The organism is Acinetobacter sp. YH12117 (assembly GCF_013418865.1).
In the GTDB taxonomy this organism is placed as follows: Bacteria; Pseudomonadota; Gammaproteobacteria; order Pseudomonadales; family Moraxellaceae; genus Acinetobacter; species Acinetobacter indicus.
Genome location: NZ_VPBF01000023.1, coordinates 36,565 through 54,333 on the forward strand (window position 1 = coordinate 36,565; position 17,769 = coordinate 54,333).

Annotated in this window: 9 protein-coding genes and 2 pseudogenes; 9 read left to right on the forward strand and 2 right to left on the reverse strand. The window is 40.5% G+C overall.

What is annotated here, in order from left to right:
- The first annotated feature begins 178 nt into the window (after positions 1–178).
- From FTU55_RS09410 to FTU55_RS09445, 8 genes are all read left to right on the forward strand, one after another.
- Positions 179–2,464 carry a class I SAM-dependent DNA methyltransferase gene (locus tag FTU55_RS09410; protein ID WP_180046883.1) on the forward strand — a complete coding sequence of 762 codons (2,286 nt, stop codon included), beginning with the start codon at positions 179–181 and terminating at the stop codon, positions 2,462–2,464.
- Positions 2,464–3,771, forward strand: a complete 1,308-nt coding sequence (locus FTU55_RS09415; protein WP_180046885.1) for a restriction endonuclease subunit S — start codon at positions 2,464–2,466, stop codon at positions 3,769–3,771. Before FTU55_RS09410 ends, FTU55_RS09415 begins: the two co-directional genes overlap by 1 nt.
- The gene (locus FTU55_RS09420) at positions 3,768–4,817 is read left to right on the forward strand and encodes a YhcG family protein (protein WP_180046887.1); all 1,050 of its coding nucleotides are present in this window, start codon (positions 3,768–3,770) and stop codon (positions 4,815–4,817) included. The genes FTU55_RS09415 and FTU55_RS09420 overlap by 4 nt, the downstream gene beginning before the upstream one ends.
- Positions 4,814–8,062, forward strand: coding sequence for a DEAD/DEAH box helicase family protein (locus tag FTU55_RS09425; RefSeq protein WP_180046897.1), 3,249 nt, complete (start codon positions 4,814–4,816; stop codon positions 8,060–8,062). The genes FTU55_RS09420 and FTU55_RS09425 overlap by 4 nt, the downstream gene beginning before the upstream one ends.
- A gap of 308 nt (positions 8,063–8,370) precedes the next feature.
- On the forward strand, positions 8,371–10,434 hold the full coding sequence (gene zorA / locus FTU55_RS09430; protein ID WP_373685473.1) for an anti-phage ZorAB system protein ZorA: 2,064 nt from the start codon (positions 8,371–8,373) through the stop codon (positions 10,432–10,434).
- Positions 10,435–10,452: 18 nt separating this feature from the next.
- Positions 10,453–11,184 carry a type I Zorya anti-phage system protein ZorB1 gene (zorB1, locus tag FTU55_RS09435; protein ID WP_000467885.1) on the forward strand — a complete coding sequence of 244 codons (732 nt, stop codon included), beginning with the start codon at positions 10,453–10,455 and terminating at the stop codon, positions 11,182–11,184.
- Between the two features lie 4 nt (positions 11,185–11,188).
- Positions 11,189–12,622 carry an EH signature domain-containing protein gene (locus FTU55_RS09440; protein ID WP_180046891.1) on the forward strand — a complete coding sequence of 478 codons (1,434 nt, stop codon included), beginning with the start codon at positions 11,189–11,191 and terminating at the stop codon, positions 12,620–12,622.
- Positions 12,623–12,630: 8 nt separating this feature from the next.
- Positions 12,631–15,849 (forward strand): DEAD/DEAH box helicase, encoded by a 3,219-nt coding sequence (locus tag FTU55_RS09445; protein WP_180046893.1) that lies wholly within the window; start codon positions 12,631–12,633, stop codon positions 15,847–15,849.
- Positions 15,850–15,928: 79 nt separating this feature from the next.
- Here FTU55_RS09445 and FTU55_RS09450 read toward each other — a convergent pair whose 3' ends face one another.
- On the reverse strand, positions 15,929–16,660 hold the full coding sequence (locus tag FTU55_RS09450; RefSeq protein WP_180046895.1) for a Fic family protein: 732 nt from the start codon (positions 16,658–16,660) through the stop codon (positions 15,929–15,931).
- Between the two features lie 632 nt (positions 16,661–17,292).
- Between FTU55_RS09450 and FTU55_RS15155 the strand changes: the two are divergent.
- A pseudogene (locus FTU55_RS15155) lies at positions 17,293–17,397 on the forward strand (hypothetical protein); the annotation flags it as partial.
- Between the two features lie 252 nt (positions 17,398–17,649).
- Here FTU55_RS15155 and FTU55_RS09455 read toward each other — a convergent pair.
- Positions 17,650–17,769: pseudogene (locus FTU55_RS09455) on the reverse strand (IS30 family transposase); the annotation flags it as partial.

A 17,769-nucleotide genomic window follows, 5' to 3' on the forward strand; every position in this document is an offset into this window, starting at 1 on the left:
GCTTATACAACTAAAGTCACGTGGCCTATAGCGACAAGGCTTGTCGCCTAGTTAAATCAATTGAGTGATTAATCACTATTTTTTCCAAAAGTTCAACAAAATTTCAGTAAGATAAAGGTAAGCAAGTTTTCAGTTGATGCTACTGCGTCAAATAAGAACCAGGATTTTTCAGAACACTATGACCAACAATAACTTTTCACAAATCGCTTCTTTCATCTGGTCGGTTGCCGACCTGCTGCGTGGTGACTTCAAACAATCGCAATATGGCCGCATCATTTTGCCATTCACGCTATTACGTCGTTTGGAGTGTGTGCTAGAAAGCAGTAAAGCATCTGTGTTGGCGAAACATGAAGAAGTCGCCAAGATGAACCTACCCGAAGAAGCACAAGAAAAGTTTTTGTTGAGTGCCACCCAAGGTTTGGCTTTCTTTAATAGCTCGCCCATGGATTTGAGTAAAATGGGGCAGAGCGATATCAAGGCCAACTTGAGCACTTATGTGCAAAGCTTTTCCAAAGATGCCCGCGAGATTTTTGAATACTTTAATTTTATCGAATTTGTCGGTTTATTGGATGATGCAAACCTGCTGTATAAAGTGGTACAGAAATTTGCAACAACCGATCTTAGCCCTAAAAGCATTTCCAATCATGACATGGGCTTGGTGTTTGAAGAACTGATCCGTCGTTTTGCCGAAGGCTCGAATGAAACCGCAGGGGAACACTTTACCCCGCGTGACATCGTGCGTTTGACTACAGCATTGGTCTTTATGGAAGATGATGATGTACTGACCAAAGATGGCATTATCCGTACCATTTACGATCCTACAGCGGGGACGGGTGGCTTCCTCTCTTCCGGTATGGAATATTTGCATGAGCTGAACCCGAATGCGGTGATGCGTGCGTTTGGTCAGGAACTCAATCCAGAATCCTACGCTATCTGTAAAGCCGACATGCTCATTAAAGGTCAGGATGTAAGCCGAATCAAACTTGGTAATACCTTGTCGAATGATCAACTCGCATTAGATAAATTTGACTATATGTTATCTAACCCACCTTTTGGTGTGGACTGGAAAAAGATCGAACAAGACATTAAAGATGAACATGAACAAAAAGGCTTTGATGGCCGTTTCGGTGCAGGCTTGCCACGGGTATCGGATGGTTCACTATTATTCCTGATGCACCTGATCAGCAAGATGCGTGATGCCAGTAGTACCGAGAGCGGTAGCCGCATCGGGATTATCCTGAATGGTTCACCTTTATTTACCGGTAGTGCAGGCAGTGGCGAAAGTGAGATCCGTCGCTACATTTTAGAAGCTGACTTGCTGGAAGCCATTATTGCCTTACCGAACGATATGTTCTACAACACCGGGATTGCTACCTATATCTGGGTACTCAGCAATAAAAAAGCCGCTGAACGTAAAGGTAAGGTACAGCTGATCAATGCCTCAAACCTCAGTACCAAAATGCGTAAGTCGCTGGGTTCAAAACGTAACTATCTGACTGAAGCTGAAATTGCCACCATTACCCAGAACTATGGTGCATTTGTCGCAGTAGATACTTTGGCAAATGATGGCGAAACCGAACAGCAAAAACCATTCGCCAGCAAAATCTTTGACAGTCATGAATTTGGCTATCGTCGCGTGACCATTGAACGTCCATTACGTTTATCGGCACAGATTACGGATAACGCGATTGCTGCATTACGCTTTGCCCCGAAACCGTTTAATGCCGTGATGCAAAGTATCGATGCGCAATTGGGCACAGCCTTTGGTACAGCGTGGACAGCAGAAACTTATGGTCAGTTGCAGGACGTTGCGCTTGAAGTTCGTGCCCTGATTAAAGCCGAGTTCCCTGAGCTAAAAGAAAAAGACATTAAAGAGGTGCTGGACAGCAAAATCTGGCTGTTCCAGAAAGCCCTGATGGAAAAAGCCCAAGCTTTACAGGAGGTGATTGGCACTGAGCAGTTTGATGACTTTAACCAGTTTGATGACGTGTTGAAAAAAGCCCTCAAGCAGACCGACATCAAGCTGGATGCCAAAGAGAAGAAACAACTGTTAGATGCCATCACCTGGAAGAATCCTGAAGCTGAACCGGTGATTAGCAAGGTCGTTAAACAGGCAGAAAACCCACTGTATGGCCAGTTTGCTTATAAAGGCAAAGTGGTGGAGTTTGTACAGGATGGAGATTTGCGTGATGCGGAGAACATTGCACTGAATCCAAAAGTCAGCACCACAGAACTGATTGAAAATTACTTTAAACGTGAAGTGCAACCGCATGTTCCTGATGCGTGGATCAATGCCGACAAGCGTGACGAAAAAGATGGTGAGATTGGTATTGTTGGTTATGAAATTCCGTTTAACCGTCATTTCTACGTGTACCAGCCACCACGTGATTTAAGCGAGATTGATGCGGATTTAGATGCGGTGAGCCGTGAAATTATGGCACTTCTGCAAGAGGTGCATTCATAATGGCAAAGTATCAGACCTATGCGGAGTATAAGGATTCAGGGGTTGAGTGGTTGGGGGAGATTCCTAGTCATTGGGATTTAAGAAAATTTAAGCATCATTTTAGATCAGCTATGGGGGAAACCATTTTAGGTGCAGATTTAATAGAAGATGGAAAGCTCCCTGTTTATTCAGCGACAGAAGGAGATCATTTTTTTGGATATGTTAATTCAAGTTCTGTAGTTTTAGAAAAAGGAGATTTTGTTATTCCTGCAAGGGGGAATTCTATTGGATTTCCTAAGTTGGTTGTAACTACCTCTACATGCTCACAAACTACAATTTATGCAAAAATGCATAAAAAGATACATTCCAAATTTACTTTTTATTATTTACTGGGTTGTAAACCTTATTTATTTCAGTTTGTACAAACAGCAATTCCTCAAATTACTGTGGAGGAAGTGAAGAATAATCATTTAGTGCATCCTTCACTAGAAGAACAAACCCAAATCGCCAAATTCCTTGACCACGAAACCGCCAAAATCGATCACCTGATTGAAAAGCAACAACAACTGATTGAACTGCTTAAAGAAAAACGCCAGGCGGTGATTAGCCATGCCGTGACCAAAGGACTCGATCCCAATGTCCCGATGAAAGATTCCGGTGTGGAATGGTTAGGGGAAGTGCCGGAGCATTGGATTGTTAAAAGTTATCGGCTAGCCTCACGTATATATCGTGGAAAATTTGGTCATCGTCCAAGAAATGATCCAGCCTTTTACGATGGGGATTATCCATTTATTCAGACTGGTGATGTTGCTCGTGCAGGAAAATACATTACTTCTTATTCGCAAACGTTAAATGAAAAGGGTAAAGAAGTTAGTCAGTTATTTCCAAAAGGTACCTTGATGATGGCTATCGCTGCAAATATTGGAGATATTGCAATCTTGGGGTTTGAAGCATATGCACCAGATAGTGTAGTGGGCTTTAAACCAAACAATGATATTGATCTTGAGTTTTTACGTTATAGCTTTATAGCGGCTTTGCCAGCATTAGAGCAAACCTCTACTCAAAGTACACAAGCTAATTTAAATGTTGAGCGTATTGGAGCTGTAAAAGGTACTTTCCCTTCACTTCAAGAACAACGTGAAATAGTTGGTTATCTAGATAACTTATTAGAACAATACCGAAATTTAGTCAAAATTGCAGAAAATGCAATTTCCTTAATGCAAGAACGCCGAACAGCTCTCATTTCAGCCGCAGTGACTGGAAAAATTGATGTTCGCCACTGGCAAGCCCCAACAGTTGCTGAGGCAGACACGGAGTTAAGCGCATGAGTGAGCATTCATTAACGAGCTTAGCTTTGCCACAACTGACCCAAGATATTGTTTCACTTGTTCATACCGCCAAACAGCGCGCAGCCGTAGCCGTCAATGCCGAACTGACCTTGCTGTATTGGTCGGTGGGACAACGTATCCGACAGGAAATATTAAAAGGGGAGCGGGCAGAATATGGGCAACACATCATTGGCAATTTATCCAAAGCCCTGACAGCGCAATTAGGCCGAGGCTGGGGAAAGTCACAGCTCAACTACTATGTTAAATTTGCAGAAGTTTTTGATGATATCAACATTGTCCATGCAGTGCGTGGACAATTAAGCTGGACGCATCTTAAAACCCTGATGTATATAGATGACCACATCAAACGAGAGTTTTATCTCAGCATGGCCGTGCAGGAACGCTGGTCTACACGAACGCTGGATGAACGCATCGGTTCAATGCTGTTTGAACGCACCGCCATTTCCAAAAAACCGGACGAAACCATTCTGCATGAATTGCAACAGCTCAAGGAACAAGGGGTTGTACATCAGCAGCTCTTGCTCAAAGATCCTTATATTCTGGACTTTCTCGATCTGAATGACCGCTATCTGGAAAAGGATTTAGAAGATGCCATTTTGCGCGATATTGAGCAGTTTCTTTTAGAGCTTGGTTCAGGCTTTACCTTTATTGCCCGCCAGAAGCGTATTCAGATTGATGAAGATGATTTCTACATTGACCTGTTGTTTTATAACCGCAAACTCAAACGACTGGTCGCGATTGACCTGAAAACTGAAAAATTCCGGCATTCGCATAAAAGCCAGATGGAACTGTATTTACGCTGGCTGGCTAAATACGAACAGGAAGAAGGTGAAAACCCACCGCTGGGCATTATTTTCTGTACTTCTAAAAAACATGAGCAAATTGAATTGCTGGACTTGGAAAGCTCGGATATTCATGTGGCTGAATACATGACGGTTTTGCCACCCAAAGAAATCCTGGAACAACGCTTACAACTTGCTATGGAACGTGCTAAACAACGCTTGCTTGCCGATGGAGAATCATAAACATGGATGCCACCCGCGAAAGCATTTTCCAGAACGATATTATTCAACAGATGCTGGCTCAAGGCTGGCAACTTGGTACGCCACAAGGCTACAACCGTGAAACCGCCTTGTATGAGCAGGACGTACTGGATTTTGTGCAACATACCCAAGCACAAGACTGGCAGAAGTTTCAGCGCATCTTTCCACAGGATACCGAACGGCATTTTCTAGAAGCCGTGGTTGCCCAGCTGAAGAAAGCCGACATCAATGCCACCGATGAACAATCCCGTACCTATGGCACTTTAGGTGTGTTGCGTCATGGCGTGAAAACCCGTAGCGCACGCTTTTTCCTCTGTCAGTTTAAACCGGAACATGCGCTCAATCCCGATACCTTAGCCAACTACAAGAAAAACATCTGCCGCATTGTACCGGAACTGGTGTATAGCCCGTATGCCACGGCTGCCGAGTTACAGAACATGGGCAAACAGGCCAAGAAATGGCGTATTGATCTAGTCCTGTTTATCAACGGCTTTCCGGTGGCGACACTGGAACTCAAGTCCGAGTTTAAGCAGGCGGTGCAGAATGCCATGTTGCAGTACAAACGCACCCGCTTGCCGAAAGATCCAGAAACCAACAAGCCTGAACCCTTGCTGATGTTTAAGCGTGGCGCATTGGTGCATTTTGCTGTCAGTCAGTATGAAGTCTATATGGCGACCCAGCTGGCCGGAGAAGACACCTTTTTCCTGCCCTTCAATAAGGGCACGCAGGATGGTGGTGCAGGCAATGACGTGCCGGAAGACCAGAATCAGTATGCTACGGCCTATCTGTGGAATGAGGTCCTCACCCCAGACAACCTGCTGAATATCATTGGACGCTTTGTCCATCTGCAAATTGAAGAAAAAGAAGACTGGGAAGGACGCAAGTACAAAAAAGAACTGCTGATCTTCCCACGTTACCACCAATGGAATGTGGTCACCAAACTGATCAATGCCGCCTTAGAGGAGGGCACTGGGCAGAAATATTTGATTCAGCACAGTGCAGGTTCAGGTAAGTCCAACTCGATTGCCTGGACAGCACATCAGCTGTCGACCCTGTACGATCAACACAATCAGAAACTGTTTGATTCGGTGATTGTAGTCACTGACCGTACCATTCTGGATGCCCAGCTACAGGATACCATCTACCAGTTTGAACATGCCGATGGCGTGGTCGGACGCATCAATAATAAAGAAGGCGATGGCTCCAAATCAGAAAAACTGGCCAAGGCACTGGAAACGTCACAGCCGATCATTATTGTGACGATTCAGACCTTCCCGTTTGTGTTGCGTGCCATTGAAAACAGCACCAACCTAAAACAGCGACGCTATGCGGTGATTGCCGATGAAGCGCATTCTTCACAAAGCGGCTCTACGGCACGACAACTGAAAGAAGTGTTGATGCTGGAAGAGCGTGAAGAGGATGCTGAACTGTCTTCGGAAGATATTCTGGATGCGGTGGTGGCTGCACGTAAGGGCAGTAATAACCTCAGCTACTATGCCTTTACCGCGACACCGAAAGACAAAACCCTGCAACTGTTTGGCCGTGTCCCCAATCCTGAGCTACCGCCATCCAAACAGAACAAGCCGGAAGCCTTCCATGTCTACTCCATGCGCCAAGCCATTGAAGAAGGCTTTATTCTGGATGTGCTGAAAAACTATACCAACTATAAAGTGGTGTATAAGCTAAAACAGAAAATTGAACAAGCCGACAAACAGGTCGATGCCAAAAAAGCCAAGATTAGACTGAATCAGTGGGTGCGCCTGCATGACCACAACATTTCTCAGAAAGTGAAAGTCATTGTCGAGCATTTCAAAAATAACGTGATGGGCTTATTGGGTGGACAGGCCAAAGCCATGGTAGTGACCAGCTCGCGTAAGGAAGCAGTACGTTACAAGCTGGCCTTTGATAAATACGTGTCTGAGCAAGGCTACAAGTCCATTCAGGCCATGGTCGCCTTCTCCGGTGAGGTTGAGTTTAATGACAAGGATACCGACAGCAGTGGCTTAGTCGGGCAGACCTTTAACGAACGCAACATGAACCCGGGGCTAAAAGGACGGGAAATGCGCAAGGCCTTTGACAGTGATGATTATCAGGTGATGCTGGTGGCCAACAAGTTCCAGACTGGCTTTGACCAACCGAAACTGTGTGCCATGTACGTGGACAAGAAACTTGGCGGTGTGGAATGCGTACAGACCTTATCACGCCTGAACCGCACCTATCCAGGTAAGGCGGAATCTGGCACCTTTGTATTGGATTTCTTTAACGATCCTGAAGACATTCTTGGGGCCTTCCAGCCTTACTATCAAACCGCAGAACTGGCTGATGTATCGAATCCGGATCAGATCTTTGACTTGTTTGAAAAGCTCAAAGCCACCAAGATCTTCCTGTGGACGGAAGTCGAGCAGTTTGTCGAAGCCTTCTTTACCAAGAACAAATCCAATGCCGCGATCAGTAACATCTGCAAACCGGCAGTTGAACGCTGGCAGAAACGTTATAACCAAGCGATTGAGGCCTATAACACCACCCGCGATATGCTGGAGCGTTGCAAGAAAACTAATGATGCGGTGCTGATTGCCAATGCCGACAATGCCTTTAAAGAGGCCAAGCTGGAAAAAGACAAGCTGGAGATCTTTAAAAAGGACTTGGGCAGCTTTACCCGTTTCTACGAGTTTATGTCACAGATCGTGGACTACGATGACAAAGAACTGGAAAAACTCAGCCTGTATGCGCGTAACCTGCGTCCATTGCTGCGTGAAACCGCGACCCAGGATGATGAAGTGGATCTGAGTAATGTCAGCATGAGCCATTACCGCCTGTCCAAGATCCGTCAGCAGGACATCAAGCTGAAAGAAGATGCTGAAGATTTTAAGCTGGAACCGGGCAATGACCTCGGTGCAGCCAAGCCACGTGACAAGAAGGAAGAGTTCCTGTCACAGATCATCGAGCGCCTGAATGAGGTGTTTATCACCGATAACTTGACTGATAAAGACATGCTGAACTATGCCTATACGGTACGGGACAAGCTGGCGGAGAATGAGATTGTGATGAAGCAGATTGCCAACAATACCCGTGAACAGGCCATGCTGGGTGATTTCCCAAAAGCTATGGATGATGCCATTCTGGGCAGCAGTGCAGCACATCAGGAACAGATGATGCAGTTACTGTCTGATCCGGCGAAGGCCAGCATATTTGCACGGGTGATTTTTGATATGTTGAGCAGTCGATAGTTTTTAAGCATTTTAGATTTTTTAGGCTTTGTTGCATAAATATGTAAGCATCTGATTTAAATAAATTTAATTTTGGATCAAAAAATAATCAAAACTTTTAAAATCATATAGTTATGAAATCATGCAACAAAGCCGTTCAGACTTGATCAAGCTAAGCTAAAAATCTTGGAAAAGTTGTCTTTAAACACCAATTAGTTTTTCTAAAATATCCTTTCTTTATCCTAGACATAGTAAAGAAGAGATATTCATATTAAGTTATTTGATATAATTTTCTAATTGTAATTTATAAAAATACTATGGGGTATGCAGTGAGTTTTTTGACAATAGCAGAATTTTTACAAAGTTATTATGTCATACCGGTTGCAATGGTGATTTTTGTCTCCTTTGTAATGTATTTTTTTGTCAAACAATATTGGTTTCCTGCCAAGAGATTAGCGCAGAATTTTGATGAAATTATTCAAAAATTGAAAGAAGATCAGCAGTCACATACAGCTAAACATGTGCTTGACGAAATTTTTTCAGAAGATGGCGAACTGAAACATGCTTGGGAGAATTATAAGAACTCTCTGCATGATATTCGTGAAGAAGTCGATGGTGAGTCAAAAATTATTGCCTCCCGATCCACTGTTTCAAGCGATGCTTTTTTTTCTCAAATCGCGATTATTGATACACCACTGAAAGTTGATTTCTATAAACACATTCCGGGCATTATTACCGGTGTTGGTATTATTGCTACCTTTGTTGGATTGCTATTTGGTTTGCTAGCTTTTGATCCAGCTGGTGATCCATCCAAAGTCCAAAACAGTCTTGCCTTACTTTTAGGGGGTGTTGGTGAGGCATTTATGGCATCTGGGCTTGCGATCTGTATTGCAATGTTTATTACTTGGAAAGAAAAGTATTGGCTAAGAGAATGCTATGCAAAGCTCGAGAAACTGACTAGCGTCATTGATTTGAAATTTGAACCTGATGAAACAGGTGAAGAGTATCTCGCACAACTTTTAAAATCTAGTCAAGCGAATGAAACCAATGCACGTCAATTAAAAGACAGTTTGGTCAATGATTTAAAAGTCATGATGACAAACTTAGTCGAGGAAAATAAAAAGAATCAACTCGCATTTGCGAGTCAACTCACCGAGAGTTATGCCAAAACAAGTCAGGATATGGCGACGCAAATTGGTCAATCCATTACAGATACTTTGCAAGCACCATTGGATAAGATTGCATCAAGTGTACAACAGGTCAGTGGAGATCAGGGTAGTCGGGTACAAGAGTTAATTACCGATGTTTTAACAGGGTTTATGTCCAAACTGGAATCTACTTTTGGTGCACAGATGCAGGGCATGGGCGAGATGATGACTCAATCTGTATCTGCGATGAAAGAAATGCAATTAGGGTTTAGTCAGCTTATTACAGATATGAAACTCAATAGTGAAAGTGCATCGGAAAATTTGCAAATGCAGATCACCAAAATGATTGAAGATATTCAGGCGAAGCAAAATGCGATGTCTGAGCAAATGAATCAAATGGTGGAACATTTATCGCAAGGTGCTGAAAAAATTGGTGAGCAGGGACAATATGCAATTGAGCAGTTAAATGGCAAGGTATCTGAGTTACTTGGTGATATGGGGGGCACCATGTCGAATGTAATGGCAGATATTGCAAGACAACGTATGGAACAAGACCAATTGGCTGCCAATAACCAACAAAAATTGCATGAGCAATCCTCAGCGTTGATTGATCACTTAGGCACAGAAATTAAAGAATTGATTGTGCATAGCCAACAGGCTGTAAATGCATATAAAGATAATATGGATAAACTGACACAAGTGACCACAGAAAGTATTTCAGGAATGAATACTGGTGCTGAAAAAATGCGTCTTGCTGCAGATCAATTTAATACGGCAGGTTCATCGTTAACCACGGTTACAGATAAAACATCACAGTTGATTTCAGAGGTCACAACAACATCCACCCATTTGACAAGCGCAAGTAGCAATCTGATTTCCTTGCTCGGTGATTATAAAAACTCACAAGACAGTGTGAATAAGGCAATCGCGACACTTGAAGGGCTTATTCAACAAGCACAGACAGAAGTTGGTATGAGTAGCAAAATGCTTGAAGATATGAATCACATGACTTCTGCATTAAATCAAGTGAAGAAAGAAATGCAGGATTATCTTGATCAAATTGGCGACGTGATGGAGAAAAGTTTTCAAAGCTTTGGTAACTCCGTCGAAACAAGCCTTAATCACACCTTGGGCGTATATGACAATGCTCTTGATCAAGCCGTTAAACGTTTATCAACAGGTATAGAAGGTTTAAGTGGTTTCGTTGAAGATCTTGAAGAACTTGTTACTCAGAAGAAACATTAATATTGGAGTACTTAAGTCATGTTTGGTAATCGGTACTCTAATACCTCACGATCTAAAGATGAAGGTGAAAAGCCATTTTGGATTTCTTTTGCCGATCTGATGACGGCTTTAATGACCTTGTTTCTTGTGGTTATGGCTGTGTCTTTAATGATTGTGACCAAGAAAATTAATGAAGCGACGCAAGCAGAAGATCAGCGTAATGCGGATATTTTAAATATTTGTCAAAATATTCAGAACAGTGCACGTTTAAAAGATGCTGGCATTGAAGTGGACTGTAAAAACAACCGTATCAATTTTGGGGAAGCAGGACGTTTTGCACATAATGACTATCGTTTAAATGAGGTGGGGCGCAACCGCCTCAATACCATCGTGCCCATTATCCTTGAGGAAGCGAATAATCCTTTAGGTGAGAAATGGTTCAAACAAATTGTGATCGAGGGTTTTACTGATACGGATGGTTCTTATTTATACAATCTTAATTTAAGTTTAAGACGTTCAGAATGGGTGATGTGTAGCTTACTTGATCCAAAGTTTAGTTCAGGTTTGTCTTTAACTGAACAGGAAAAACAGCAAGTGAAACAGCTTTTTTTAGCAGGTGGTGTTTCATTTAACTCAGCAAAGGACAGTAAAGAAGCCTCGCGGCGTGTGGAATTAAGAATGCAGTTTTATGGCTTAAAAGAAAAGGAAAACGCTGAACCACAACCACATTTCGTCTCATCTCCTGTTGAAACTTGTCAGTTGGCGAGGTAATGCGATGACAATAGAACGTTTGCAACGTCGGTTAGAACAAAGTTTAAGCCTGCTTTTTCCAAAAGAAACCACATATAGTAAGTTTGTTCAACCTGTACGTTTAACGAAAACCTTACAGGTATTGGAACGAAAATTTGATGATCTTGAAAATTCAATTCCATTAGATGTCAAAATATTCAAAACGATTTCGAAACTTGAGCATTCAGGATTTGAACAATTTACTCGAAGAGATTGGAAAAATTTAGCTTGGGCATTAAGTAAGGTTTTGCCGGATACCCAAGAAAAACTTATTTTTAATGATATTGGTAAACGTATTGTTCAGCATTTTAATCAAGCGGAACAGAGCATCATTAACTTGGTTTATTTTCCATTATTGTATAGTTATTTTGCTTTAGCGAAAGAAGATATTGCAGCGAAGCCAGCGGTTTGGTTGACATTGCGAGATATATTGAATCGTCATAAGTCGAATGTTTATAAAAGTACGCAACGTCCAAAACAATGGATGACAACTTTAATTGATCATGCTGACATTTTATCTGATACGCCAACCCAAGCATTTGTGAAACAATTCTTGCAAGACGACGATGCGAGTGGGATTCAAAAGGAGCTTGAAAGTCTAAGAATTGCACCGAATAGTTGGTTTTGGGATGATTTAATCAAGTCTTCTATTCAGTCCATTCGACAGATGAATGAAAAAGACTATTTCAAATCTATTGCACGTTTTATTACGCTGTCAGAGCAGAATAGCTTATATAGTCGCGATATTTTAGCGGCGTTGTTAGAGCGTTATGCAAAAACATCTGAACGTGACAAGGTGCATGAAACACTCAAGCAGATGGCATTAGATCAATGGGGGAATCCACAATATGATTCTTCTGCAGGTTGGAATAATGTCAATTCTGATACGAAACGTATGGTGGTTCAATGGTTTGTAAAAGCTGATTTGGAAGCGTTCTTTAAATTATTTAGTCGAACTGCAGATGTGAATAGGTTTAATTATTGGATTAAATTTATAGATAAGATTAACTTCTCTCAAATTTTTTTAGGTCCTAGTGCATTAAATTCTCAGCAAGCGCAACATAAAAAGTTTCGTGAAATGAACCGTGGTCGATTGAAAGAGTTAATTGGCTCAACGCAGACAAATAATGCCTTTTTATTAAAAATTGATAATGTATATGTAGTGGATTTTGCAGATACAGGTAATGCTTGTTATGCCTATAACAAATTGCCATACAATGATAAAAAAGAAAGAATTTTTATTGGAGATCTTAAAAATAAAGATACTGTACTCTTTAGAAATGGATGGGGTGAACCGACAGCATTGAGTCATAGTGGGGATTGGGAAAGTAGGTTTGACGAGAAATTAGCGGAAATTGGTCTTTTTTCACGAAAGCCTTCAAACAATAACGACTCTTCAAGATATAAGCGTTCATATTAGGATCTAGCATGAGATTGGCATTTTGGAAAAGAAAGAAGTCAGCTGAGGTTATTGAAGCACATGTGCCACAAGCACCAACACAGTGCTTAACCTACAATGACTTAGGTATTACGTATCCGTCTTTACAAAATGCTATGACGGACGCAGATTTCTATTGGCAAAGTCTTGAAGAAGAAGCTTTAGCATATTTGACGGATGAGGGCTATGTCTTACCTTGGGAAGAACTATACCAGATCTTGAATGATGAAGATCATGCAAGTGTGATTCATTTATTACATTTACCTAGACAAGCCAATGTACGTCCGATCATTAAAAGTGAAGGTGGTTTAAGTGATTCAACTTTTAAAATCATTTTAGATGGTTGGCTGAATGAACAAAATATTAGACTCAAAAATCAGCCTGAGCGTATTGGCGCCATTTTAAGAATAGATGGTCAAGAATATTTGTTGAATGAACAAAATTTTAAAGTCGTAGAGCAGCTAAAAGAATTTTCAAGAATACAAAATAAAGATAAAGCATTAAATCAAAGATATTTGGCTAAGATTAGAAATCTAGCCAAAAAAGCCAATGCCAATTTAGATAATTTTTTAAGAAAAACCATTGTATTGGCACCGGAAAAGCTACAATTAAATTTAAGAAAAAATCTGATTAGCCAAGAAGCGGTGGTCGAAGTACAGCCGGTATTCGATGAAGCGCCAAATGACTGGTTAACAACGTTTGATCAATATCAGCAGGTTCAGGATCAGTACAGTATTAGTTTGCCAGATGGGGAAATTGCCCATGTTGTGATTGAGCCTGAGGTGAAACATGTGCTGCAAGAAATTAAAAAAATGCCAAATCGGCGTGTGGCAGGTGAGCAAGCTCAGGCATTTTTACATAATCCATTTGCACAGTTGGGCGAAGATGCTCTAGATGTGGTGACACCTGAAAGTTTTGAAGCAGCCAAACAACAAGCTGAAATTTACAGCTACACCTTAAGTATTCACAAAAATTACAATGAATTAAATCTCTATACCTCGGCAACGCTCAACTTGCTCGAAAATTCTGAAAGAGAGACAAACCCAATTGTCTTAGCGCTGAGTAATCTAGAACAAAGCGCATATTTCATTCAGGCATATGAACGAAATACGCCATTTTTTGTATGGGCGGGTTATGAAATTGAACGTACAAGTGTTTTAGACCAAGAGATAAAAACACTCAAGCAAGACTTAGAGACCATCCAAAAATATCAGGATGCAGCACAAGCACAGCAAGTTTTGGATTTATCGAACTATAGTGATCGAGTTATAGGCATTGGTGAAGCACCAAAGCTTCATTCAGAATTTATTCAGAGAAACAGTGGAGAATCAGGTTGGTTACCACAGCATTTAATTGATCTATATGATCAGACTGATACTGATGCTCAACTAGAGGACATGGTTACTGCACTTGAAAAATGTATTCAAGCTGCAGAACAGGATGGTTTAACAGAAGTGGCGTTGCCACATGCGGATCAAAAGTTGTCAATTGAGCAAAGCAAACAACTTTTAGAAGAATTACGTCAAAAACATCATGCACTGAATAACAAAGAAGTGAGGCAAGAAGAAAATTCTGCTCAGAAAAAAAAGAGAGATACGCTCTTAATTGCTAATAACATTGATGAGGCTGAGTATAGTAAACAACGTGCAGCACAACTTGCATTTGATCGAAACAATTTTCCTGCACCAAGATTGCCAACAAGTTTTAGGCAAAGCGAATTTAGTTTAAAACAGCATCAACGTTATGGTGTTGCGTGGCTACAGCATCTCCATCAATATGCGCCTGAACAGGTCAGTGGATGTCTATTGGCGGATGATATGGGTTTAGGTAAAACCTTACAGCTATTATGTTTTATTGGCGAATATTTGGAAAATGCCAAAAATAAAAAGCCTGTGCTCGTGGTTGCGCCGGTTTCATTACTTGAAAACTGGGAAGCGGAAGCCAATCGCTTTTTTAGTCGCCAATTTCCTAAAATTTTAAGCTTATATGGCGATCATCTTAAAACAAGAAAAATTCCTAAACACTTGATATCCGCACAGCTGCGTGAAAATCATGGCATTACGCATCTGTTAGAAGAAGACTGGCGTGGTGATGCAGAGATTGTGTTAACCACTTATGAAACCTTACGTGATTTAGAATTCTCTTTGGCACGGGAAGACTGGGGGATCATGGTGTGTGACGAAGCACAAAAAATTAAAGTGCCAACCTCAATGGTGACTAAAGCGGCTAAAGCGCAAAAAGCGGATTTTAAAATTGCTTGTACCGGTACACCCGTGGAAAACTCTTTGACCGATTTATGGTGTCTATTCGATTTTATTCAGGAAAATTTACTTGGTCCGTTAAATGAGTTTGGGAAAAAATATCGTAGACCGATAGAAGATGCTGAAGTCAGTGATGAGAAAGTCTTAAATGAGCTGAGAGCATTGATTGATCCTCAAGTCCTAAGACGAATGAAAAATGATGTGGCTGATTTACCACCTAAAATTGAAGTAGATAGTTGTAAAACAATTCATATTTCTAACTTACAAAGAAAATTATATGCCGATGTGGCCCAACATTTTCGTAAGTTGTCTGCTGAGGGAAATCGTGGCGCCATGCTCAGTAGCTTACACAAATTGAGAATGATTTGTGCACATCCTTTAGCAGAAGATCCAATGGCAACACTAAAAGATTCACCCAAAGTAGATTGGTTGTTCAATACCTTGCAAATGATTCAGCAAAGAAATGAAAAGGCCATTATTTTTACGGAGTTTAGAGAAATTCAAGTCTTTCTGAAACGTATTTTAATGGAACGTTTTGGTTTAAATGTAACGACTGTGAATGGGGATACCAATACAAGCAGTAAAAGTGGGTTAACTAGACAAAATTTAATTGATAAGTTTCAAGAAAAGCCAGGATTTAATGTAATTCTTCTTTCCACTACAGCAGTAGGGTTCGGGGTAAATATCCAAGCGGCAAATCATGTTATTCATTATACGCGTAGCTGGAATCCTGCTAAAGAAGATCAAGCAACTGACCGCGCTTATCGTATCGGTCAGCAGAAAGAAGTTTATGTGTATTATCCAACGATCTCTGCACCTGATTGGGAGGAATTAGAAACTTTTGAAGTGAAATTGGATAGACTTTTAGGGAGTAAACGCGTACTTGCAACAGATATGCTTCAACCGAAAACGGATGTGAGTAAAGAGTTAATGCAATTAATAGACTAGTGTGATTGTTTAAAATATCAGAGTTGCTAATAACCTAATATTTTCCCTATCATCATTCTGAAAAAATAATAGGGAATTTTTAGATTCCTAAAATTAATTGATATGGTTTAAACCCCTCTAGCACAGCTTCAGCAACCAACTGAATGAAAGGCTCAGTTTTTCCATAAGCCATCCATTGATCTAATGCTTCATAGTAGGCTAGGCGATTTTCGACTGTAATAACGCAGGGAGGGTATCCAGCTTTGAGTAACTCAAGGTTCATCAAAAGACGTGATGTACGTCCATTACCATCAATAAATGGATGAATACCAACAAAATCTGCATGTACTTTAGTTGCACGCTCTATGGGATGAAGCTTATGTGATTCCGACTTGTACCAATCGACTAGCTGAGCCATCTTGTCTTTGAGTAATGTATAGTCGGGTGGGGTAGTTGTAGCACCCGAAATTAATACATTTTGTTGGCGATAGCGACCTGCATTCTCATCATCAATATTTTTTAGAATGAGCTGATGGATATTTCGAATTTGCCATTCAGAAAAAGGCTCTTCTTTGCGAATAATGTCTTCAACATAGTAGATGGCATTTCTATGATTGATTGCCTCGAAATGTTCTCGTAATGCTTTTCCACCAACAGTTATGCCTTCTAAAACAACTTTGGTTTCTAGCAATGTAAGTGTATTGCCTTCGATTGCATTTGAGTGATATGTCCAACGAACAATAAGATCTTCTTGTAGATTTTTTACAATTGAATGAGAGAGGGGGCGATGTTGATCTAATTTTTTCTTTAAATCATCGATAGTTTCAAACATTACCTTATCCCTGAATTAGTCTTAGTTGATAATACATGAAAAAGAAATATCAAAAAATGTAACGATATATCATTACATTTTGTATTGATTGTAGAAGTGGTAATATTGGTACACCATTTCAAATCCTAAGACAGGATTTGAACAAGATATTAAAGTGATTCAATGCACTAAATCTAAATTGGGTCAAAATTGGGTCAATGAATTTTTTTATTCAATAAAAAAGCTTTAAAATGAATGGGTTAGGATTTGAGTTCAATTGACGCCACCTCCACCAGAATTTATTTTATAAATCAGCCACTTATGTAAGTGGCTTTTTTATTTGCCACATTTTTGCCACATTTTTATTTCAACAAGTAGAAATATCAGTGGCCTTATGCTGTGTGTGCCACGCTTAATTTTGCAATTTCTTGCTTGTTCTTATCCCCATGCAGCGGCTACTGGTATACATTTGCCAAAGAAAATTCACGTCAATATTTTAAACAGGGAGATATCTTTCCTGATTTTAAAAGTGATTGGGGGATTGTATTCTGGCAGTTTGATGGTGAAGAATAATAGAATGTACGACCGCTCTTTTAAGAGGAGATTTTTATTTCTTATTAATTTGATTTAAAAAAAACAATAAATTAGACCGTCATGAAAAATGTAAAGGACTAGATAAACCAAAGTGTACACGGACAGTGACTGCATACGATATTAAGTTAGAGTTTGTTTTACCTAATGAGGTGTTGGAGCGATAAGATAATGTTCATATCGGTGAATGATCAATAAATAGATTGGCAAAAATGATTGAGCTTGGACATAAAAGATACAAGTTTGTTTAGAGATAAAAAGCATAATAGAAGATTACAATCGACATATAAGCCCTATAAATTGAATCCGCGTACCATGCTTTTATAAAGCAGAATAAAAATTGCAACTCTATTTTAGAGTGATGGAGCCTGTAAATAATTTTGTGTAATTGCTTTTCATCAATTTAAAGGTGGGCGAATTCAAACATGAGGTGCGACAGTTTCAAAAGCCTTATGATAATCAACAAGCTGAGCAAACTTCTCTAATGGTGTAAGCCAATCTAACGCTTTTCTAGGACGAGTATTCAGTGACATGGCAAC